The organism is Fructilactobacillus sp. X2R5C3, assembly GCF_059901325.1.
In genome coordinates this window covers 152,922-173,698 of sequence record NZ_JBWXUY010000003.1, presented here as the reverse complement: position 1 = coordinate 173,698, position 20,777 = coordinate 152,922, and the positions used below count along the sequence as shown (strand labels likewise).

Annotated in this window: 22 protein-coding genes; 4 read left to right on the top strand and 18 right to left on the bottom strand. The window is 38.2% G+C overall.

The window, feature by feature from the left end; translation table 11 throughout:
* Positions 1–27 precede the first annotated feature (27 nt).
* The 3 genes from thiI to ezrA form a co-directional block, all read right to left on the bottom strand.
* Positions 28–1,251: a tRNA uracil 4-sulfurtransferase ThiI gene (thiI, locus tag AC6UDE_RS05725; protein WP_500696873.1), complete on the bottom strand. Its 1,224-nt coding sequence runs from the start codon at positions 1,249–1,251 to the stop codon at positions 28–30.
* Between the two features lie 33 nt (positions 1,252–1,284).
* On the bottom strand, positions 1,285–2,430 hold the full coding sequence (locus tag AC6UDE_RS05720) for a cysteine desulfurase family protein (RefSeq protein WP_500696872.1): 1,146 nt from the start codon (positions 2,428–2,430) through the stop codon (positions 1,285–1,287).
* A 113-nt stretch (positions 2,431–2,543) separates the two neighbouring features.
* Positions 2,544–4,262, bottom strand: coding sequence for a septation ring formation regulator EzrA (gene ezrA, locus AC6UDE_RS05715; RefSeq protein ID WP_500696871.1), 1,719 nt, complete (start codon positions 4,260–4,262; stop codon positions 2,544–2,546).
* Positions 4,263–4,592: 330 nt separating this feature from the next.
* Here ezrA and rpsD point away from each other — a divergent pair, with 330 nt between their 5' ends.
* The 4 genes from rpsD (at position 4,593) to AC6UDE_RS05695 (ending at position 7,914) form a co-directional block, all read left to right on the top strand.
* Positions 4,593–5,198, top strand: coding sequence for a 30S ribosomal protein S4 (gene rpsD, locus AC6UDE_RS05710; protein ID WP_039144319.1), 606 nt, complete (start codon positions 4,593–4,595; stop codon positions 5,196–5,198).
* A 108-nt stretch (positions 5,199–5,306) separates the two neighbouring features.
* Complete coding sequence (locus AC6UDE_RS05705) at positions 5,307–5,765, top strand: YueI family protein (protein ID WP_500696870.1); 459 nt, start codon at positions 5,307–5,309, stop codon at positions 5,763–5,765.
* Positions 5,766–5,779: 14 nt separating this feature from the next.
* On the top strand, positions 5,780–7,063 hold the full coding sequence (locus AC6UDE_RS05700) for a replication-associated recombination protein A (RefSeq protein ID WP_500696869.1): 1,284 nt from the start codon (positions 5,780–5,782) through the stop codon (positions 7,061–7,063).
* Positions 7,064–7,422: 359 nt separating this feature from the next.
* Complete coding sequence (locus tag AC6UDE_RS05695) at positions 7,423–7,914, top strand: universal stress protein (RefSeq protein ID WP_500694366.1); 492 nt, start codon at positions 7,423–7,425, stop codon at positions 7,912–7,914.
* A 20-nt stretch (positions 7,915–7,934) separates the two neighbouring features.
* Here the strand turns inward: AC6UDE_RS05695 and AC6UDE_RS05690 are convergent, their stop codons facing one another.
* The 15 genes from AC6UDE_RS05690 to atpF form a co-directional block, all read right to left on the bottom strand.
* A complete protein-coding gene (locus AC6UDE_RS05690; RefSeq protein ID WP_500696065.1) occupies positions 7,935–8,804 on the bottom strand; it encodes a helix-turn-helix domain-containing protein in 870 nt (289 codons plus the stop codon).
* Positions 8,805–8,841: 37 nt separating this feature from the next.
* Entirely contained in the window at positions 8,842–9,420 is a 579-nt protein-coding gene (locus tag AC6UDE_RS05685) for a DNA-3-methyladenine glycosylase I (RefSeq protein ID WP_500696064.1), read from the bottom strand.
* A gap of 80 nt (positions 9,421–9,500) precedes the next feature.
* Positions 9,501–10,637: a D-alanine--D-alanine ligase family protein gene (locus AC6UDE_RS05680; RefSeq protein WP_500694363.1), complete on the bottom strand. Its 1,137-nt coding sequence runs from the start codon at positions 10,635–10,637 to the stop codon at positions 9,501–9,503.
* A 102-nt stretch (positions 10,638–10,739) separates the two neighbouring features.
* The gene (locus AC6UDE_RS05675) at positions 10,740–11,936 is read right to left on the bottom strand and encodes an FtsW/RodA/SpoVE family cell cycle protein (protein ID WP_500694362.1); all 1,197 of its coding nucleotides are present in this window, start codon (positions 11,934–11,936) and stop codon (positions 10,740–10,742) included.
* 31 nt (positions 11,937–11,967) lie between these two features.
* Positions 11,968–12,183 carry a DUF2969 family protein gene (locus AC6UDE_RS05670; protein ID WP_500696062.1) on the bottom strand — a complete coding sequence of 72 codons (216 nt, stop codon included), beginning with the start codon at positions 12,181–12,183 and terminating at the stop codon, positions 11,968–11,970.
* A gap of 42 nt (positions 12,184–12,225) precedes the next feature.
* The gene (gene yidD / locus AC6UDE_RS05665; protein ID WP_500694360.1) at positions 12,226–12,501 is read right to left on the bottom strand and encodes a membrane protein insertion efficiency factor YidD; all 276 of its coding nucleotides are present in this window, start codon (positions 12,499–12,501) and stop codon (positions 12,226–12,228) included.
* A gap of 13 nt (positions 12,502–12,514) precedes the next feature.
* Complete coding sequence (locus tag AC6UDE_RS05660; protein ID WP_500694359.1) at positions 12,515–13,528, bottom strand: rod shape-determining protein; 1,014 nt, start codon at positions 13,526–13,528, stop codon at positions 12,515–12,517.
* Between the two features lie 106 nt (positions 13,529–13,634).
* Positions 13,635–14,927, bottom strand: a complete 1,293-nt coding sequence (gene murA, locus AC6UDE_RS05655) for a UDP-N-acetylglucosamine 1-carboxyvinyltransferase (protein ID WP_500696060.1) — start codon at positions 14,925–14,927, stop codon at positions 13,635–13,637.
* A 21-nt stretch (positions 14,928–14,948) separates the two neighbouring features.
* Entirely contained in the window at positions 14,949–15,179 is a 231-nt protein-coding gene (locus tag AC6UDE_RS05650) for a DUF1146 family protein (RefSeq protein WP_500694357.1), read from the bottom strand.
* A gap of 125 nt (positions 15,180–15,304) precedes the next feature.
* The gene (locus tag AC6UDE_RS05645; protein WP_500694356.1) at positions 15,305–15,733 is read right to left on the bottom strand and encodes a F0F1 ATP synthase subunit epsilon; all 429 of its coding nucleotides are present in this window, start codon (positions 15,731–15,733) and stop codon (positions 15,305–15,307) included.
* A gap of 13 nt (positions 15,734–15,746) precedes the next feature.
* On the bottom strand, positions 15,747–17,171 hold the full coding sequence (gene atpD / locus AC6UDE_RS05640) for a F0F1 ATP synthase subunit beta (protein WP_500694355.1): 1,425 nt from the start codon (positions 17,169–17,171) through the stop codon (positions 15,747–15,749).
* 23 nt (positions 17,172–17,194) lie between these two features.
* Positions 17,195–18,121: a F0F1 ATP synthase subunit gamma gene (locus tag AC6UDE_RS05635; protein WP_500694354.1), complete on the bottom strand. Its 927-nt coding sequence runs from the start codon at positions 18,119–18,121 to the stop codon at positions 17,195–17,197.
* Between the two features lie 21 nt (positions 18,122–18,142).
* Positions 18,143–19,678 (bottom strand): F0F1 ATP synthase subunit alpha, encoded by a 1,536-nt coding sequence (atpA, locus tag AC6UDE_RS05630; protein WP_500694353.1) that lies wholly within the window; start codon positions 19,676–19,678, stop codon positions 18,143–18,145.
* Positions 19,679–19,714: 36 nt separating this feature from the next.
* Positions 19,715–20,257: an ATP synthase F1 subunit delta gene (atpH, locus tag AC6UDE_RS05625; protein WP_500694352.1), complete on the bottom strand. Its 543-nt coding sequence runs from the start codon at positions 20,255–20,257 to the stop codon at positions 19,715–19,717.
* Complete coding sequence (atpF, locus tag AC6UDE_RS05620; RefSeq protein WP_500696868.1) at positions 20,244–20,762, bottom strand: F0F1 ATP synthase subunit B; 519 nt, start codon at positions 20,760–20,762, stop codon at positions 20,244–20,246. Before atpF ends, atpH begins: the two co-directional genes overlap by 14 nt.
* Positions 20,763–20,777: the final 15 nt, after the last annotated feature.

Here is a 20,777-nt window from a genome sequence, read left to right as displayed (position 1 = left end):
TCAATTTATAATCTTTAGTCAATCACATTAAAGTAATTCTGAAAAAACATCTTCATTAGCGTTCAAATAATCATCATTTGGGTGAATCTTACTGATCGTAATACCGTCAATGGCTTCTTTCATTAAACCATCCACGTCAATGTTTCTTTCAAACTTTCTGGCTTTCTCCACGTCCGGCTTCGTTTTCGGTGCTGGTGGGGTAAAGATCGTACAGCAGTCCTCATAAGGAAGAATTGATAAATCATAGGTGTCAATTTGTTCAGCAATCTTAATAATCTCAGTCTTATCCAAAGAAAGCAACGGACGTAGAACTGGCAAATTAGTCACATCATTAATAGCTCGCATACTTTCTAAAGTCTGTGAAGCAACTTGTCCTAACGACTCACCGGTAAATACTCCATCACAATGACGTGCAATGGTAATTGCTGCGGCAATTCTTAACATCATCCGGCGCTGAACCGTCATCAAGTAACCCTCTGGAACTTTTTCTTTAATCTCTTCTTGAATCTTAGCAAATGGGACCTGGATAAAATCAACGGTTCCACCCAATGCTGAAAGCTTCGCCGTGAGGTCCTTAGCCTTTGCTAGCGCTTGTTCACTAGTATATGGAGGACTGTAGAAATGAATCATATCTAACTTTACTCCACGCTTCATGGCCATGTACGCCGCAACGGGTGAATCAATGCCTCCTGAAAGCATCATGGTACCACGTCCGCCAGTTCCAACTGGTAGTCCTAATGCTCCCTGAATCGTCTCACTTGATAAATAAATGCCAGACATTCTGACATCAATCTGTAAGTTAATGTCAGGTCTTTTCATTTGAGCTTTAATCCCATCTAAATGATCTAAAACATACCCGCCAACCTCATCATTTACTTGATAAGTGTTTAATGGATAATCTTTATTTTGACGGTTAGTTGAAATCTTAAATGTTTGACCACTCTGGAATTGATTCGAAATCATTGCGAGTGCCTTTTTCTGAATGTCTTCAATTGGGGTATTTTTTTCCAACTTAACAACTGGTGAAAAAGTCTCAATTCCAAAGACTTTTTTTAGGGCTGCCATCACTGGGGCTGCATCTTCACCATGCAAACTGACATGTAACCGATCCCGTTGGGCGTCAACGGTGACTCCATCAAACTGTTTTAAAACTTGCCTAACGTTATGTCCCAGCTGCCCAATAAAGACCTTTCGATTTTTTCCCTTTGTGGATAGTTCGCCGTAACGAACCATAATCTCACTATACTTCACACCCTCACTCCTTTACTATTCTTTAATGATTATCTAACTTAACTTTTTGAATTCTTCGTACAATTCATCAAATACTTGATTAAACTTATCAGCCTCATCTAAAGTATTTTTGTCTCCTAAGGAGATTCGAACGGCACTGCGAGCGATGCTTGGGTCTACTCCCATAGCATCTAAAGTTCCTGCCGTTTCCTCTTTTTTGGATGAACAAGCACTCGTAGTAGAAATGTAAATTCCATGTTCTTCAAAGGCATGCACGATCGTTTCACCCTTCACTCCCTCAATTGCAAAGCAAAGAATGTGCGGAGCAAAGTGGTCTGATAAACCGGAGAAAGGATGAACCTTGTTGAACTTAGCAATATGAGCATAAATTCGTTCTCTGATCTTTTGTTCACGTGCAATGCTTTCAGATTCATGATCCGAAATGATTCTGAGTGCCTTAGCCATCCCTGCTATCGCAGGCAAATTCTCAGTCCCGCTCCGTTGTCCTCGTTCTTGTCCACCACCATCCATTAATGGGGCAATCTTACGACCGTTTTTCCCATAGATCAAACCAATTCCTCTGGGAGCATGAAATTTATGCCCAGAAAATGTGACAAAATCAACTCGATCATTGAAAACCAAATCGTGTAGGCCTTTACCAACAGCCTGGACGGCGTCAACATGAAAATGAATTTTGGGATATTGTTTTAAGACATCACTAATTTCATTGATGGGTTCAATGGCGCCCATCTCATTATTAACCGCCATGATTGACACCAAGATAGTATCCGGTCTAATAGCGGATTCTAAATCTTTTGCTGAAACTCGTCCCTCTTTATCAACTGGTAAATAAGTAACGTCAAATCCCAAATCTTCTAAAGCGTGCATTGAATTTTTCACCGCTGCATGTTCAACAGAAGAAGTGATGATATGCTTACCAAATTGATGTTTCTCTTTGGCGGTTCCCTTTATAACCCAATTGTCACCTTCAGTTCCTCCACTAGTAAAGTAGATTTCGTTAGGTTCTACTCCTAGGATTCTCGCAATTTGATTTCTTGATTGATTCAATAGATTAAACGATTGTTGACCAAAGTTATGAAGACTGGAAGGATTTCCCCAGATCTTTTCACTTACCTGATTATAGGTATCCAAAACCTGACTATCTACTTTAGTCGTCGCACTATTATCAAAGTAAATCATTTGGTACCCTCTCTTTCTAATTCGTCCGAATTACAACAAGATTTATTATACCAGCATTGAAACATAATAAAAACAAGCTGAATTGTTCCAACTCTAATTCAGCTTGTTCGTGCTTACTTTTGATTTTGTGAATCTTGCTTATTTTTGTAATAAGTATTTTCAATTCGCTTGTAGGATCCAGGATTGGCTTTATCAATCGCAGTTGCAATGGTTTCTAAGCTTTCAGGATACTTATATTCATCGTCAAACAGATGCTTAGCTTTTACCAGTGCTCTACTAATCTCTGGATCAGAATTTCGATAACGATTGGCATATTGCATCACTTGCTCAGCAAGCGATGAGCTATCAATTAAATCATCAGTCTTCTCTTCAAGAGTATCCCGATCTGATTTAATCACGCTTAACTGTTTTTGAACATCATCCATACTAATCTTGACCTTATCCATCGTCCGATTAAGATCCTTAATCTCGTCAGCCACAATGCCAAAGTAGTCAATGTAATCCTGTGATATGCCCGGTAAATTCAACTCATCAATCTTACGCTGAATTCCATGAAGTTCCAAATCAAGATCATCTAAGACCTGATGGGCCTTCTGCTCTTCATCCTTAAAGTCAGCAACCGAATCATTAATGGCCCGTTGTTTCTTTTCAATCTCCGTTAATTGACTATCGCTACTAGTAACGTTGTCAAGGATGTGAGTATAAATGGCTTTCTTGTTGTCAATTGCCTCACGATCTTTTTTATAGGTAGCTTCAATCTCATCAATTTGTTTTCCTAAAGCATTGGCCTTATCAATCTCACCATGTTCTAGTGAGTAATTATGACTGAGTCGATCTAATTCATCGATTAAAACCTGATTTTGTTTTTTGGCGTGTTGGATATATTCTCCGGTGATCTTAAATCCTTTATCAACTTTTTTCTTAGCAATTAATTGCTTTTCCATTAAATCGTAAAGACGATCAATCTTGGTCTCAATCTCACTATCAGAATCCTTGGCCAATTTTAAATCAAGGTGAGCAATATTTTCAAGGTTATCGGAAACGGCTGTTCTTAATTCCTCTAAAGAGACGTCAAATTCATCATCATCAAATTCATACCCACTTGCATTCATTTTAGAATGAGTTGAGCTAATCTCATCAATTTGATTTTTAAATTCTACATTATTAGTAGCATATAAATGAGGAATTTGTTGCACATCAGCTTCTAACTGATTAGTTGACTTATTTAAATCACCAAGAATTTTATCAGCCTTTTCGTGATCACCATTTTTTGATAGATTAGAAAAATCATCAAAGGTCCCTTCAATCGTCGACAACTGATTTTCAAGCGCATCAATTGCGGGCCCAAAGGAAGCATTCTTAGTAAGCAATTCTTTTCGAAGTTCTTTATAACGACCTTCTAAATCAGTAATGGCCTTCTTATGTTCAGAATTCAGCTGATTCATTTTAGCTAAAAACTGACGAATTACCTTTACATCATCTTCTGAAGTTTTAATTTGTTGTTCCGCATCTGAGCAAACTTCCCGTGTCTTAACAAAGTTAATTCCCTTTGCGTCACTTTTTACCGCTTCAACGTTATTTTTGACGGAAGGAAGTAAGTTATTAGTAACGTTATCAAAATCAGCTTGAGCACTATTAACGCTACTTAATGAATCACCGGTGAGGCCGATATCTTTCACCTTATTAATCTCATCTTGCAGATTCAAATCATTTAGGCGCTTAACGCGTTTTTCAATTGTTTCAGCAATTTTTAATAAATGGTGCTGATACATGACCACGGCACAATAAATTACAGCTACTACAACTAAAATTCCAATAATGACGTTAACCATTAAATACCCGTCCTTCAACAAATTAATTATGTATAAACTTTTCCTCGTTATTAAAGTAATTATATCATAAATGAGAAAAATTTATGATAGCATTCTGAGTTTTTAAGATCATCGACTGCAACGTTGCATTGACTTTTAAGTGCTAATTTCATATAATTGAGCTTGTGTAAAATAATGCAGCAGTATGCGGTAAGCTCGTCAACATGTCCTTGCTACTTGTAGTTTAATTAGTAACCCACTGGCTGCTGAGGCGAAAGTTCAGAGGGATATGCACGAATACTAAGCGTACATCGTTATTTTACTCCAAATATTTTATTGGAGGATTCATTTATGTCAAGATATACAGGTCCAAGTTGGAGAATTTCTCGTCGTCTTGGAGTTTCTTTATCAGGTACTGGTAAAGAATTACAACGTCGTCCATATGCTCCTGGTGTTCACGGCCAAGGCCGTCGTCAAAAGCTTTCAGAATATGGTGTTCAATTACGTGAAAAGCAAAAATTACGTTACATGTATGGTTTAACTGAACGTCAATTTTACTCATTGTTTAACCGCTCTGGTAAAATCCGTGAGGGTAAGCATGGTGATAACTTTGAAATTATGCTTGAAAGCCGTTTAGATAATATGGTTTACCGTTTAGGCTTAGCTACCACTAGACGACAAGCTAGACAATTAGTTAACCACGGTCATATTACCGTTGATGGCAAGCGGGTTGACATCCCTTCTTACGAAGTAAAGCCTGGTCAAGTGATTGGCGTTCGTGAAAAGGATAAGGACATGGGCATCATCAAAGAAGCTGTCGAATCAGTTGTGAGCCGCCCTGCTTATGTATCATTTGATGCTGATAAGCTTGAGGGTTCATTGACTAGATATCCACAACCAGATGAATTAAATGCAGACATCGATACTTCATTAGTTGTTGAATACTACAACCGTTAAAATATTGTGTCTGTTAGAGAAAGGGCGATCTCGATTGAGACCGCCTTTTTGTATCTCCAATTTCTTTAATGTTAAAATGTAGTAAATACTCAATAAGGAGCAAATATTATGACAGATGACAAAGGATCAGTTCAAAATCGACTTGATCAAGCAATGAGCGGAAACTCCCCTCAAATTAACCCAGATGAGCAACGAAAATACTTGGGAACTTTTCGAGAACGGGTCGACTTCGCCATTACGGTTTCTGAAGATAAAAATCAAGATGCAATCGATCAGTTGAGTGCCGAGATGAAACAACACCCTAATTACCAACTTTTCATTAATGGCAATATAGCTGAAGAACAGCAACAACCGTACATGAAGTTAGCTAGCCAAAACAACACCAAGTTCACTTTAAAAAATAACAGTGCTTACGGTACGAGGCCCGATCAATATGCGGTAGTCTTAGTTGCCCCTGATGCAATTAATAAAGACCATATTGATTTTGATCCTAGTAAGGTTAACGCCAAACATGACGACGATCAACCTAAAAAACATCAATCATGGTTTTCACGGTTATTTAAGTAGAAAGAAGCTATATAATGCAAAAGCCCCTCGCCTACAGAATGAGGCCCACTAAAATTGAAGATATTGTTGGCCAACAGGATTTGGTTGGCAAGGGCAAGATTATTGATCGCATGGTAAAAGCTAAAATGCTTTCGTCAATGATTTTATATGGACCGCCCGGCACCGGAAAAACCAGCATTGCAAGTGCAATTGCGGGTTCGACTAAATATGCTTTTCGGATGTTAAATGCAGCAACTGATACCAAAAAGGACCTCCAGGCGGTAGCTGAAGAAGCTAAAATGAGTGGAACGGTAGTGTTATTACTAGATGAAATCCATCGGTTAGATAAGACCAAGCAAGATTTTTTGTTACCACTACTAGAAAGTGGGCAAATTATCTTAATTGGGGCAACGACAGAAAATCCTTACATCAATATCAGTCCGGCCATTCGTTCTAGAACAGAAATTTTTCAAGTTCATCCATTAACCAGTGCTGACATAACCAAAGCCGTTAAGCGGGCACTAGCGGACAAGCAAAATGGCTTAGGTAATCTAAAGATCAAACTTGACCATAACGCCATGAGCTTTTTAGTTCACAGCACCAATGGCGATTTAAGAAGCGCTTTAAACGCTCTAGAATTATCTGCCAAGTCCACCACACCTGACCAAGATGGCGTCATTCACATTACTCTGGCTGATATTGAAGCTTGTTTACAAAAGAAAGCATTGAGTCAAGATAAAAATGGCGACGCTCACTACAACGTGATGTCAGCACTTCAAAAATCAATTCGTGGCTCCGATGTTAACGCAGCCCTACACTATGCCTCGAGGTTAATTGAATCAGGGGATTTAAACTCCCTAACCAGAAGATTAATGGTAATTGCGTATGAAGACATTGGGTTAGCTAATCCGGCTGCTGCTTCCAGAACAGTATCGGCAGTGCAAGCTGCTGATAAACTCGGTCTCCCTGAAGGACGGATTCCGCTATCTGATGCCATCATTGATCTTTGTCTTTCACCAAAATCAAATTCAGGAATTACAGCGATTGATAAGGCTTTATCTGACGTAAAAACTGGCAATTATGGAGACATTCCTGATCACTTAAAAGATGCCCACTTCAAGGGTGCCAAAAAACTAGGACACGTCGGTTATAAATACCCACATAATTATCCCAATGATTGGGTTAAACAGCAGTATCTTCCTGACAAAATTAAGAATGCCAAGTACTACCAACCAAAGCTGAACGGTAAATACGAAAGAGCTCTAGCTGATCAATATGAAAAAATCAACGAGGCTGAAAAGCATGTCGGAAAGGAATAATTGTCGATGCTCATCAAAGTTTTAATGTTATTTTTCTCCGTAATTTTAATTATTAACGGAATTTATTTTTTAACCCATGCTCATAAAAGTTTCCTACTGTTTCATCCCGAAAAGTTTACATCATTAAGCATCATCTTACTCATTAGTGGTGTCATTCTAATTGTGGTAGCAATTTTTGGAATTATTTCAATATTCTTCAATAACACTGTTTTTACTCTGCTAGTCTTATGTGCGGGGTGTTTGTGTGCTGTGATTCCAGAACTATTCATCATTCAATACATGGATAAATAGCCTTTATATCTGACTTTTCAATTAAAAAATACTAGAATTAAGTTAAATAAAACATCGAGGTGGTTTTTATGCTACAAGAATACAATAATATTTTAGTTCCCGTTGATGGTTCATACGAATCCGAGTTGGCTTTTAAAAAGGCCGTTGCCGTTGCCAAACGTAATGATGCTCATTTACACATTGTCCACGTTGTAGACACACGAGCATTTCAAAATATCTCTAGTTTTGATACATCAGTAGTTGAAGAAGTAACTCAAAACGCTAAAAAAACACTCGAACAGTACGCCAGAGAGGCTAAGGATGATGGCGTTAACAAAGTCGATTATTCAATCGAATATGGCGCACCGAAAACAATCATCTCAAAGGAAATTCCCGACAAACTCGATATTGATTTAATCATGATCGGTGCAACCGGGTTAAATGGTGTTGAACGGTTACTAATTGGTTCAGTAACTGAATATGTCACTAGGATGGCGGTCTGTGATGTATTAGTTGTAAGAACAAATCTAAATAATCAAAAAGTTGATCCTAAAAAAGGAAAACAAAAAGTTTCTAAATAAAACAAAAAATCATTCGATGATTATTTCGAATGATTTTTTGTTTTAGCAATTTTTAATAATTTATCAATCCGCCCGCTATCTCTTACTCCTTTCAAAAGATTGATTTTAATTTGGGTGCTTTCTGCCTTTTCAAACAGTTTTTCTCGTTTATAACTCAAATATTTCAAATTATAAAATGATTTCAAACAATAGAAGGAATACTTGCGTTTTAGGTAAGATATCATAACATTGGATTCAGAAATCACTAGTTGATTATCGTTAGCTACAAATGCGAAAGTGACAATGGCAAGTCCTAACTTAATGACAACATATCGATCAATTGTATTCATTTCTCTTCGATGTAGCAATTGCCCCATCCTCACCAAAGCATCATCCAAATACTTACGAGCCAATTTTTGACATCCCAATCTCCGATATGAGATTGCAATGCCCAAATAACTCCATGCAGTACAAATAAAATTTGTTTTGACGGAACACGAGTCAATCATAGTATGAAAGCATAGGATTACTTCATCTAAAGAAAAACCACAAAATAGTTCCGCAAAACCACGTTCACAATAATATCTTCCTTTGATTTCTCTTGAATCAATATTCTCAACTTTAATTGTTTCAATAATCGTATTAGCTTTCTTGAAATGATAATGAAGTAGAATGCATTCAACTTTCTTCAGTATTTTTTTAGCATAGCAATACTTTTCATCAGAACAAACTTCGTCTAAGTTCAATCCCAATCGGGACACAATTTCTGGAATAATCACCCATTGATTAAAACACCCATCATTTTCAAGCGCACTGATGGTTGACTGAGTACATAGTCCTTTGGCAAGCTCCGACTGCGTCATATGAATATCAATTCGGCGTTTTTTAATTCTCGCTCCAATCTTTTTCAATAGCGCTTTTGAGGGCATTATGACTTCCAATTGCACGTCATCTCCCTTGACGATTCAAAATTTCATCGTGTCTAAAACAATTAACGTTATGATCATTAATGATCCCCGAAGCTTGTAAAAACGAATAGAGTGTTGTGGGCCCAACTCTTTTAAAATGATACATTTGAAAAACCTGATTAAATTTTTTAATCATTGGTTTCATTTCCGAAATATCGATTTGATCATCAATAATTAAATGATCAACGGGGGTATAATTCACCTGCTGCCATAATTGGTCAAAAAAATGAATCCCCTTTCCCTCTAACTCAAAAACAATCTTGGCATTGGTTAAAATGGCATCAAGTTTCGATCGATTTCTAATTCCACGTTTGTCACTCATTGCAGTGTCTTTGATGGTTTCTGCGTGAGTAGACAAATAGTTAAAATCAAAATTATGATAAATGCTATCCAGTCCATCTAACTTCTTCAAAATTAAATTCCACTGAAGTCCTGCTTGCATTATTTCTAGTGACAGTTCTCTAAATAATGCTTTTTCGTCATAATCTGGAACACCCCACACCGTATCATGGTAATTCATTAATCGTGGACTCTTAGTTGCCCAGTTACATCTTTCCATTATTATCACCTCTTATAAGTATATACGAAGAACAATCTTCAAATAAAAAAAGATTATGACTATGTCATAATCTTTTTTTATTATTTATCCTTATATACTTTTTTCTGATCGCCCTTTTGAAGCGGCTTAAAGTCATGCAAAATTTTAGATTGACGGTCAAATTCAGCATAAGCTAGTTCAATCAATTTATCGATTAATTCGGTATAACTAATTCCAGAAGCTTCCCAAAGTTGCGGATACAAAGAAATATTGGTAAAGCCCGGTAATGTGTTAACTTCACTCAAATACGGCTTAAAATCCTTTGAAACAAGAAAATCAATTCGTGCCATTCCCTTTAATCCAAGGGCCTTATAAGCGTCTAATGCCATGTTCGTGATTTGATCATCGACACCATCTGGCAATTCAACTGGAATGGTAAATTGGACCTGACTGGCATCCACGAACTTGTTGTCATAGGTATAGAATTTGTCATCTGCTGGAACTTTAATTGCCCCTAGTTTTGATGCCTTGGGATTTTCATTTCCTAAAATAGAAATTTCGACTTCTTCTGGTCCCTCAATTGCTTCCTCAATCAAAATTTTGTTGTCATAACGAAAAGCATCTTCTAGTCCGCTATCCAATTCCTCTTGATTATGCACCTGATGAATACCGATGGAAGAACCTTGATTGGCTGGTTTGATAAACATTAATGAACCGAGCTTTTTAGATAATTTAGCATAATTCCAATCTTTACGATTATCTGGAGTCAATAAGACGTATTTGGTATTGTTAATGCCCGCTTCATCTAGGATTTTCTTAGTAATATCCTTATCATAAGACATTGCAGAAGCTAAGATTCCACTTCCAACGTAGGGCTTATTCATTAGACGTAATAGCCCCTGAATGGTTCCATCTTCCCCTAAGTTTCCGTGAATAATGGGAAAGAAAACGTCAATATCTTTAGCGCTATCGAAATTAATAATGGGAGCTAGCGGATTATTCATGTCGAGATTTAAAATCTCATCTTTTTCCACATCCGTTTCATCTTCACCATCAAATACACGATGTGAAGCATCATCGCTCAAGACGATTCCATCCTTAGTAATTAGGAATAAGCTGACTTCATACTTATCCTTGTCCATCGCATCATAAATATTATGCGCGGATCTTTTTGAGACGTCGTGTTCTGATGAATTACCACCAAATAATAACGCGACGTGCTTCTTATTTTTAGTCATATTCGCACCTCTGTCGTTCATAATAGAACCTTAATTATAACACAAAAATTAACCGGTAAATAATCCCAAATAAAAAAGCATGAATGAACATGCTTTCATGCTTTATGAGAAATTCTTATCTGTACTAAACATTGAACTCTTGTTATGGTATTGCATTGACATTATCAACCCAATCCCTATCATGTTACCAATTAAGGCAGAACCTCCCTGGCTCACAAATGGAAGCGGAATTCCAGTCATTGGCAGCAACCCAATGCTCATTCCAATATTTTCAAAAACATGGAATAAAATCATCATAATAACTCCACTAGAAATATAGGCATAGAAAACATTTTTAGTCTCAAAAGTAACCTTGATCATTTCATAAATCAATAAGAAATAAAGAAGAATCAATAATACCCCACCAATGAATCCAAAGTTCTCTCCCATCACGGAAAAGATCATATCAGACTCACGAACAGGAACGTAAACTTTGGAAACATTGAATCCCGTTCCAGTAAGACCTCCTGATCCAACTGCTTTCATACTTTGCCATAGTTGAAATCCTTGGTTACTCGTATCTGACTCAGGATGCAACCAAGTATCAATTCGAGCGAATTGATAAGACTTAAAGCCAAAATGACCAAGTAACATTCGACCCTCTTTAGTAATGGCAAGTGTCAGTGCAATGGCACCAAGACCACCTGTAACACCAAAGATTGGCGCCAGTATTTTCCACGTAACACCGGATACAATCATCATCCCCGCCAGGATGGCAATGAACACAATGGTAGTTCCAAAGTCATTTTGCAACTTTAGTAAAATCACAATTGGAATCGTCCATAGAATCATTTTACCAAGTAACGCCCAATCACTTCGAGTTTCATGAATTGGATGTTCATTATTGTGAGAAGCAATGACTTTAGCCAACATCAAAATATATGCAGGTTTCATGATTTCAGATGGTTGAAATGTCAGTGGCCCTAACTGAAACCAACTTTTAGCACCAGTTTGTGCCGCATAGGAACGACTATACAAGAACAAAACAGCAACTAAAAGAAAGATCCCAAACCAATACGCATAAGGTGCTAATTTCCATAACTGTTCGGAATCAAATTGCATAATCACAACGATGGCAATTGCACCAATTGCGTACCACACTAATTGCGAAACAACCGCCTTTACGACACTTGTTTGACTTGTATCATGACTGGCAGCTACAAAGATCGACCCTATGCCCACCAAAGCAAGCATCAGTACACAAAAAATGATTCCCCAATCGATTCGATTCTCGTCTGTACTTTCCGACCTATTAAACACGATTAGAACTCCTTTTTTTCATAAATCATACTTATCTTTGGTGCAAATTATACTCTCTTATTACCTCAGCAACAGCATCTTCTTCGCTGTTTTCATGGAAAGTTTTGTCACCAACCACACAAATTGACTTCCCATTCTTTTCTTCAATGGTGCCCACGGTATGACCGCCAATTTGCACCAATTTCAGCGCGTTTTCTTCTGGATCATCAATAATATTAACACCAATTCGTTTTTCTTTTCGAGCCACGCTTAAAAACCTCCTAGAATAAAAAATAGTTGATAAAATCAACTATTTTAGCTTCATTGAGCGACGATAATCTTCCTCAGCTTTTTTATTTCTTCCCAATGAAAACTTCTTGGGAACTGGATCGTATCCACCCTTAACCAGTGGATTACACCTCAAAATTCGTGTAAACCCCATCAGTGTCCCTTTCAATGCTCCAAAGCGATTGATCGCTTCGAGCGTATAATGCGAACAGGTTGGTGAGTACCGACAACTAGGCGGAAACAATGGTGAAATAAAGCGCTGGTAAAACTTAATTAAAGATATAAATACTCGTTTCAATTTTTTCTCTCAATTATTTTCTACTGAAAAATCCACGACTCTTTTTATTGCTACTCATGTGCTCAAGCATTTCACCAGCACCCTTTGCAACGTTATCTAAAGGATCTTCAGAAATATAAACCGGAACCGTTAATGCATTTGAAATTACAGTATCAATGTCTTTAAGAAGTGCACCACCACCGGTTAACATTACTCCTCGATCAATAATATCAGCTGAAATTTCTGGTGGAATTGTCTCTAAGACTGCCTTTGCACCTGACACAATGGAGTTAATTGAACCACTAATAGCTCTCGCAACTTCCTGACTAGTAATGGTTACCGATTTAGGCATCCCACTAACTGAGTCACGACCTCTAACCTCCATCTCTTTAACATCTTGGGTGGAAACGTCTGCCGTTCCAATCTGCATTTTAATTCGTTCAGCGGTGTGTTCACCGATAATAAGGTTATGTTCTTGTTTCAAGAAGTTAACGATATCAACGTTCATCACATCTCCAGCAATTTTAAGTGATTTACTGGCTACGATATCACCGAGTGAAAGAACCGCAATGTCTGAGGTTCCACCACCCATATCGATTACCATGCTACCATGAGGCTGGTAGATATCCATACCAGCACCTACGGCAGCTACTTTAGGCTCTTCTTCAATGAAAACTTCGCCACCAGCTGCGCGTTCCGCTGCTTGGATAATTGCTTTTCGTTCAATGTTAGTGATGTTTGTAGGAGCACAGATCATCGTCTGTGGTTTAGAAACAACGCCTTTAACGCTTAATTTACTGATAAAATACGAAAGCATTTCTTGAGTAATGTCAAAATCAGAAATAACTCCGTCTTTTAAAGGTCTAATGGCTTTAATGTTTCCAGGAGTTCTACCTACCATTTGGTAAGCTTCAGAACCGACCGCCAATACCTTATTTGTTTTAGTATCAACGGCAACTACAGATGGTTCATTAAGAACAATACCCTTCCCCGTAACGTATATAAGAACGTTAGCAGTTCCTAAGTCAATCCCAATATCTTGTGCCATAAAAATACTTCCTTCCGTAACATCGTTTAACTAAATTATAGCATATCCAGAATAGCAAAAGAGAATTATCACATACGAAATTATCTAAATTTTTCTAACGATCAAGTTAGTCATTAGCAATTGCGTCGCTTTCTTTAATTGGGATTCGTTCAACTTCTGCGCCAAGTTTTTGCAGTTTCTTGTGAAATTCGTAGTAGCCACGATCAAGATACTTCAGATTAGTAACTTCCGTATAACCATCAGCAACTAGACCAGCTAAAATCAATGCAGCTGCGGCTCTAAGATCAGTCGCAGCAACTTTAGCGCCCTCAAAATGGGTTGGTCCATACATGGTGACCGTTTCGCCATTAATGTCGAACTTAGCACCCATTCTGCGTAATTCTTCCATGTGCATAAACCGATTTTCAAAAACAGTTTCCGTTAGCTTGCTGACACCATCGGCCCTTAACTGCAATACTGTCATTTGAGGCTGCATGTCAGTAGGAAAGCCTGGATATGGGGCAGTCTTAACGTTAACTGGTTTTAATTTTGCGGGTCCAATGACACGAACACCATCTCGTTCTTGTTCAACTTTAACCCCCATCTGTTTCATTTTGGAAATTAATGGTAAGTTATGTTCGGTAATCCCATTTTCAATTAAAAGATTTCCTTCAGTAAGCGCTGCGGCAACCATAAAAGTCCCAGCTTCAATTCGATCTTGAACCACTTCATGACTAGCACCATGAACACTTGATACTCCGGTAATTGTAATCGTATCAGTGCCTGCTCCAGAAACTTTTGCTCCCATTTTGTTCAATACTTTTTGTAAGTCAACAATCTCAGGTTCACGGGCAACGTTTTGAATCTTGGTAGTGCCCTTTGCAAGGGTAGCGGCCATCATTACATTTTGAGTAGCACCAACACTTGGAAAATCGAAATAAATATCGGTTCCAGTAAGTCCGTTAGGAGCAGATGCTTCTACGTAACCATCATGTTGTTCAATGTGAGCACCTAAGGCTTCAAAGCCACGCAAATGTAAGTCAATGGGACGACTTCCAATTGCACATCCCCCTGGTAAAGCAACTTTTGCTTGACCTAAGCGAGCTAAAAGTGGACCCATCACAACAATTGAGGCTCTCATTTTTGAAACATATTCGTACGGAGCTTCTGGTGAAATTTGCCCAGAAGCATCCACTGTAATTTTATTTTTACTTTTATCAAAATCAACTCGAATGCCCAAATGTTTTAAAACTTCATTCATAGTAAACACATCGGACAACATGGGACAGTTGGTTAAAACAGTCTCGCCATCACTTGCAAGAATAGTAGCAGCTAGAATCGGTAAAACGGCATTTTTTGCACCCTCAATGTGAACTCGACCATTAAGTTTGTTTCCGCCATGCACAACAATTTTTTCCATGGTACTCTCTCCTATTACGTATTATTTAAATAGTACTGTTAAATTTTTTAAGTTATCAATGAATGACATAAAGAACGAACTGCATATAAAACCAATTACGATCGAAAGGAGGACAATCAAGACCTTCCCTTGTCGTTCTTGAATTGGTAAAAACCGTTCAAAGTGAATTCCTTGTATAGACCAAAAAGCTAATGCAATAAAGAATAGCTGGCTAATTATTGTTATTAAAGATTCAACTCCAAATGGATTCATTACGCGATACTCCTAATATTCATTCTTACTATATACTATCATAAAATCATTCAATTGTCGTAAATCGGAGGTCCATGTAAAAAATTGTAACAAAAAAGAGGAACTAAAAAGTTCCTCTTTTTTAATTAATGTTGTGCAACATTAATTCTATTAACAGCTCTTTGTAAAGCAACTTGTGCACGTTTCAATGCATCCGTATCGTTCTTAGATTGAGCATCTTTAATCTTCTGTTCTGCACGCTCTCGGGCATGAGTAGCTCTCGATACATCAATGTCACCTTTACGTTCAGCACTATCAGCAACGATGGTTAAAGTATTATTGGAAAATTCGGCAAATCCACCATTGACCGCAACGGTATCCATGTCATTTCCGTTAAACTTAAACCTCGTTTCACCAATTTTTAAAGAAGCAATCACTGGAACATGGTTAGCTAAAATTCCAAGGTCACCCATCATGGTTTCAATGATAGCCATGGTGACTTGATCATTGGAATAAACTTCGCCATCAGGAGTAACGATACTAACGGTTAATACTGACGATTTATTATCAGCCAATTAGATCAGCCTCCTATTTGCTTTGACTTGCTTTTTGTTCTTTCAGTTTGTTGTAGTTTGCAACGACATCATCAATTCCACCACAGTTTCTGAAACAGTCTTCAGGAATATCATCGTACTTACCTTCAAGAATTCCCTTGAAGCCGGCGATAGTATCCTTAACGGATACATACTTACCGGGAAGACCCGTAAACTGTTCGGCAACGGTGAAACTTTGTGATAAGAAGAATTGAATACGACGAGCACGACCAACAATCGTCTTTTCTTCGTCGGATAATTCATCCATTCCTAAAATTGAAATGATATCTTGTAATTCACGATATCGCTGAAGAACGTGTTGAACTTGACTTGCAACGTCAAAGTGTTCTTGTCCAACGATTTCTGGAGAAAGGGCAGATGATGTTGATGCCAATGGATCAACGGCAGGATAAATACCTTGTTGCGTTAATGAACGCTCAAGGTTAGTGGTAGCATCCAAATGGGCAAACGTTGTTGCAGGAGCAGGATCGGTATAATCATCGGCTGGAACGTAAACAGCTTGAATTGAAGTGATCGCACCCTTTTTAGTTGATGTGATTCGTTCTTGAAGTTGTCCCATTTCAGTAGCTAGAGTAGGCTGATAACCTACGGCTGATGGAATACGTCCTAACAGAGCTGAAACTTCCGTACCAGCTTGGGTAAATCTAAAGATGTTATCAATGAATAAAAGAACATCATCACCTTCAGCATCTCTAAAGTACTCAGCAAGTGTAAGACCCGTCAATGCCACACGCATACGAGCACCAGGTGGCTCATTCATCTGACCATACACCATGGCAGTATGCTTTAACACACCCGATCCTTTCATTTCAAAGTACATATCATTACCTTCACGGGTTCTTTCACCAACACCAGTGAAAACGGAAATACCGTTATGACCCTGAGCAATGTTATGAATTAATTCTTGAATCAAAACGGTCTTACCAACACCGGCACCACCGAATAATCCAACTTTACCTCCACGAATATATGGAGCTAATAAATCAATAACTTTAATTCCAGTTTCAAGAACTTCAGTCGATGGGTTTAACTCATCGTACTTAGGTGGTTGTCTGTGAATGGCCCATCTCGTTTGATCAGGACCAAATTCTGGTCCACCATCAATTGGCTGACCTAAAACATTAAATACTCGACCTAGAGTATCATTACCTACTGGCACTTCAATTGGAGCACCAGTATTTTCAACATCCATCCCACGACGTAAACCATCGGTTCCGTCCATAGCGATGGTACGTACCACTCCGTCACCTAACTCAAGAGCAACTTCAACAACTAATTGCTTGTTGTCACCCTTTTTAACGTTCAAAGCAGTATTAATTTCTGGTAAATCACCGTCTAGGGGAAATTTAACATCAACAACTGGCCCGATAACTTGTTGTACTTTACCAGTAGTATTCATTATGCTTTAATTCCTCCCATCTATTAATGGTTCAATGCTTCTTGACCACCAGTAATTTCTGTAATTTCAGTAGTGATAGCTGCCTGTCGTGCCCGGTTATACTTGAGTTCAAGTGATGAAATCAAATCATCGGCATTATCAGTGGCTGATTTCATTGCAGTTGAACTGGAAGCATGTTCGGCTGTCTTGGCATCCAAGATCGCTCCATACATTAAACTTTCAGCATATTGAGGAATTACAACACCAAGCACAGCCTTAGCGGATGGCTCAATATCATAATCTTCAATCAAGTTTTTAACTTTGACATCAGATCCAGCTTGACCACTATTCTTATCATCCATAGATGATTGAATTGACTCCTTATCCATGGGAAGAAGCTTTTCAGCCCTAAAATCAGAGGAAATTCGGTTAACAAAGTGATTATAGCAAATGTATAAATCGGTATAAATCCCATCGTTATACATTGATGTAATGGTCTTAACGATTCCTTGGACTTCGGTATAAGTGGGAACATCTGACACGGTACGATTTTCGTATGCAACGTTTGCTCCACGCTTCTTATAGAAGTCTGCACCATTACCACCAATTGCTAAAATCATATAATCATCAGTATTTGGAGTGTGCTTTTCAATAAACTCATTGGCACCTCTGATTACATTACTATTGTAGCTTCCAACCATTCCACGATCAGATGAAATTACAATATAGGCGGTCTTTTTCTTAGCATTTTTTGAATCTTGACTTGAAGGTTTATTATCCTCTAACAAATCGGACTGAGCCAGATGAGCGATTACAGACTTAACCTTAGATACATACTGATTATAGTTCTCTGTATGTGCCTGAATTCTGTTCAACTTAACCGTTGAAACCATCTGCATCGCCTCGGTAATCTGACGTGTACTCTTGGTCGATGCGATTCTGTGCTTTACATCATTCATCGATTCAGCCATTAGTTGTTATCTCCCTTCAAGTTAATTACTATTAACTATACTGTCACCTTTAGCTGAAGGCTTAAAGGTGCTTGCAAATTCTTGGATTGCACTGTTTAGCTTCTTTTCATCTGGAAGATCACCAGTTTTCTTAATGCTTTCAAGTAGGTCAGGATAATTTGTATCAAAGAATTTGAAGATCTCATCCTGGAATCTTAAAACATCATCAACGGCAATTTTATCTAGGTAGCCATGAGTTAAGCAATACAAGATCAAAACTTGTTTTTCAACTGGTAGTGGCGAATGAAGTGGTTGCTTTAAGACTTCCACCGTTCTAGATCCACGATCCAGCTTAGCTTTAGTAGCTTCATCAAGATCAGAACCGAATTGAGCAAACGATTCAAGTTCATGATATGAAGCAAGATCCAAACGTAATGTACCAGCAACCTTTTTCATTGCCTTAATTTGGGCATCTCCACCAACACGAGAAACTGAAGTACCAGCATCCACGGCTGGACGGTCTCCAGAATAGAACATGTCAGAGTTTAAGAAGATCTGACCATCAGTAATTGAAATTACGTTGGTTGGAATATAAGCGGAGACATCCCCTGCTTGCGTCTCAACAATTGGAAGAGCGGTCATCGAACCGCCACCCATCTTGTCACTCAACTTAGCAGCACGTTCAAGTAAACGTGAGTGGGTGTAGAAAATATCACCAGGATAAGCTTCACGGCCAGGTGGACGTCTCAAAATTAAGGAAAGTTCACGATAAGCATTAGCTTGTTTCGTTAAGTCATCGAAAACAATCAAAACATCTTTACCCTTATCCATGAAATACTCACCCATGGTTGCACCAGCATATGGTGCAATGTAAAGCAAGGGAGCAGGTTCAGATGGACCAGCTGACATGACGATTGTGTAATCCATCGCACCGTACTTTTGGAGGGTGTTTACTTGTTGTCTAACAGTTGAATCTTTTTGTCCAATTGAAACGTAGATACAAATCATATCTTGATCTTTTTGGTTCAAGATTGTATCAATCGCAATTGAAGTCTTACCAGTCTTTCGATCACCAATGATCAACTCACGTTGACCTCTACCAATCGGAACCAAAGCATCAATTGATTTGATCCCAGTTTGTAGTGGTTGTTTAACACTTTGACGTTGCATGATTCCAGGTGCTTTTTTCTCAATTGGAGCAGTTTGATCGGTCTTGATCTCACCTTTACCATCAATTGGTTGGCCTAATGAATTCACAACTCGTCCAACCATATTGTCTCCAACAGGAACTTCCATGATTCTTCCGGTTCTTTTAACACTGTCACCTTCACGAATACCTGTAAAGTCACCTAAAACAACGATACCAACTTCGTTGCTTTCGAGGTTTTGTACCATTCCATAAACACCATTTTGGAACTCCAGTAATTCACCGGATAAAGCATTATCTAGACCATATGCACGAGCAACACCGTCACCAACATAGGTAACGACACCAGTCTCGTCGACGTTAAGTTCGTCTTTGTAGCCATCTAATTGTTTTTTAATTAGGGCACTAATTTCTTCAGCCTTAATGCTCATAAAAGTTTCACCTCTTCAATATAGATATCTTATCGACTAAGAGAGCAAATTCCGTACTTCTTTAATTTTAGTACGAACACTTCCGTCGTAAACAACGTTATCTGACGACAAAATCGCACCGCCAATAATACTACTGTCTACTTTCGCAGATAAGTCAACTGTTTTAGCACCAACCCTTTTGGCAAATGTCTTGGTTAACTTGTCTTTCTCTTCGTCATTCATTGGAACTGCTGTAACTACGCTAGCACGCACGATTCCTTGCTTCTTATCATATAATTTGCCAAATTCATCAATAATCGCGACCATATCATTAATACGCCCATAGTCATAGACCATCTTTACAAAATTCTTGACGTACTGAGAAGTTGCGCCATCAATCAAAGAATTAATGATCGAATCTTTTTGCTTAAGATCAAGTACAGGCCCTGCTAATGCGATAGATAAACCAGGGTCACTTTGAAAAATGTCTTTAATCGCCATTAAATCAGCATTCCCAGTTTCTAACTCATCATGTTCTTCTAGTACTTGAAAGAGCGCATTAGAATATCTTTTGGCAAGCGTAACCTTATCTAGACTCATTTGGATTACCTAGCCCTTCAATATAAGAATCGATTAATGCTTTTTGATCATCAGCATTTAAGTTCTTTTTAATGATTTTGGAAGCAATCTCAATAGATAAATCTGCCACATCATCTTTAGTACTTGCTAAAGCGTCTTCACGTTCTTGTTCGATATCTTTATGAGCTTTATCCTTTAAGGTTTTAGCATCATCTTGAGCATCGGAAATAATTGTGTCGCGACGTTTTTGACCAGCTTGTTCAGCATCACTAACGATTTTAGTTGCTTCGTCATGCGAGTTTTGTAATGCATCGGCACGTTCTTTGGCTAACTTAGCAGCATCGTTACGTGATTGTTCAGCAGAATCAATATCGTTGGCAATTTTAGTTGCACGATCTTGCATCATCTTTGTGACGGGTTTCCATGCGAAAATCTTAACAATCCACATCAAGATTAGGAACAAGATGGCATAAAACAGCATATCACCAACATTGAATCCAGCCGCAATAACTAAATGTGTATACATCTATTGACACCTCCT

What these genes read in the sequence shown, in the direction of transcription:
- AC6UDE_RS05720 (WP_500696872.1), bottom strand. Translation starts at nt 2,430, where the DNA reads ATGATTTACTTTGATAATAGTGCGACGACTAAAGTAGATAGTCAGGTT.
- ezrA (WP_500696871.1), bottom strand. Translation starts at nt 4,262, where the DNA reads ATGGTTAACGTCATTATTGGAATTTTAGTTGTAGTAGCTGTAATTTAT.
- rpsD (WP_039144319.1), top strand. Translation starts at nt 4,593, where the DNA reads ATGTCAAGATATACAGGTCCAAGTTGGAGAATTTCTCGTCGTCTTGGA.
- AC6UDE_RS05705 (WP_500696870.1), top strand. Translation starts at nt 5,307, where the DNA reads ATGACAGATGACAAAGGATCAGTTCAAAATCGACTTGATCAAGCAATG.
- AC6UDE_RS05700 (WP_500696869.1), top strand. Translation starts at nt 5,780, where the DNA reads ATGCAAAAGCCCCTCGCCTACAGAATGAGGCCCACTAAAATTGAAGAT.
- AC6UDE_RS05695 (WP_500694366.1), top strand. Translation starts at nt 7,423, where the DNA reads ATGCTACAAGAATACAATAATATTTTAGTTCCCGTTGATGGTTCATAC.
- AC6UDE_RS05685 (WP_500696064.1), bottom strand. Translation starts at nt 9,420, where the DNA reads ATGGAAAGATGTAACTGGGCAACTAAGAGTCCACGATTAATGAATTAC.
- AC6UDE_RS05680 (WP_500694363.1), bottom strand. Translation starts at nt 10,637, where the DNA reads ATGACTAAAAATAAGAAGCACGTCGCGTTATTATTTGGTGGTAATTCA.
- AC6UDE_RS05660 (WP_500694359.1), bottom strand. Translation starts at nt 13,528, where the DNA reads ATGGCACAAGATATTGGGATTGACTTAGGAACTGCTAACGTTCTTATA.
- murA (WP_500696060.1), bottom strand. Translation starts at nt 14,927, where the DNA reads ATGGAAAAAATTGTTGTGCATGGCGGAAACAAACTTAATGGTCGAGTT.
- AC6UDE_RS05650 (WP_500694357.1), bottom strand. Translation starts at nt 15,179, where the DNA reads ATGAATCCATTTGGAGTTGAATCTTTAATAACAATAATTAGCCAGCTA.
- atpD (WP_500694355.1), bottom strand. Translation starts at nt 17,171, where the DNA reads ATGAATACTACTGGTAAAGTACAACAAGTTATCGGGCCAGTTGTTGAT.
- AC6UDE_RS05635 (WP_500694354.1), bottom strand. Translation starts at nt 18,121, where the DNA reads ATGGCTGAATCGATGAATGATGTAAAGCACAGAATCGCATCGACCAAG.
- atpA (WP_500694353.1), bottom strand. Translation starts at nt 19,678, where the DNA reads ATGAGCATTAAGGCTGAAGAAATTAGTGCCCTAATTAAAAAACAATTA.
- atpH (WP_500694352.1), bottom strand. Translation starts at nt 20,257, where the DNA reads ATGAGTCTAGATAAGGTTACGCTTGCCAAAAGATATTCTAATGCGCTC.
- atpF (WP_500696868.1), bottom strand. Translation starts at nt 20,762, where the DNA reads ATGTATACACATTTAGTTATTGCGGCTGGATTCAATGTTGGTGATATG.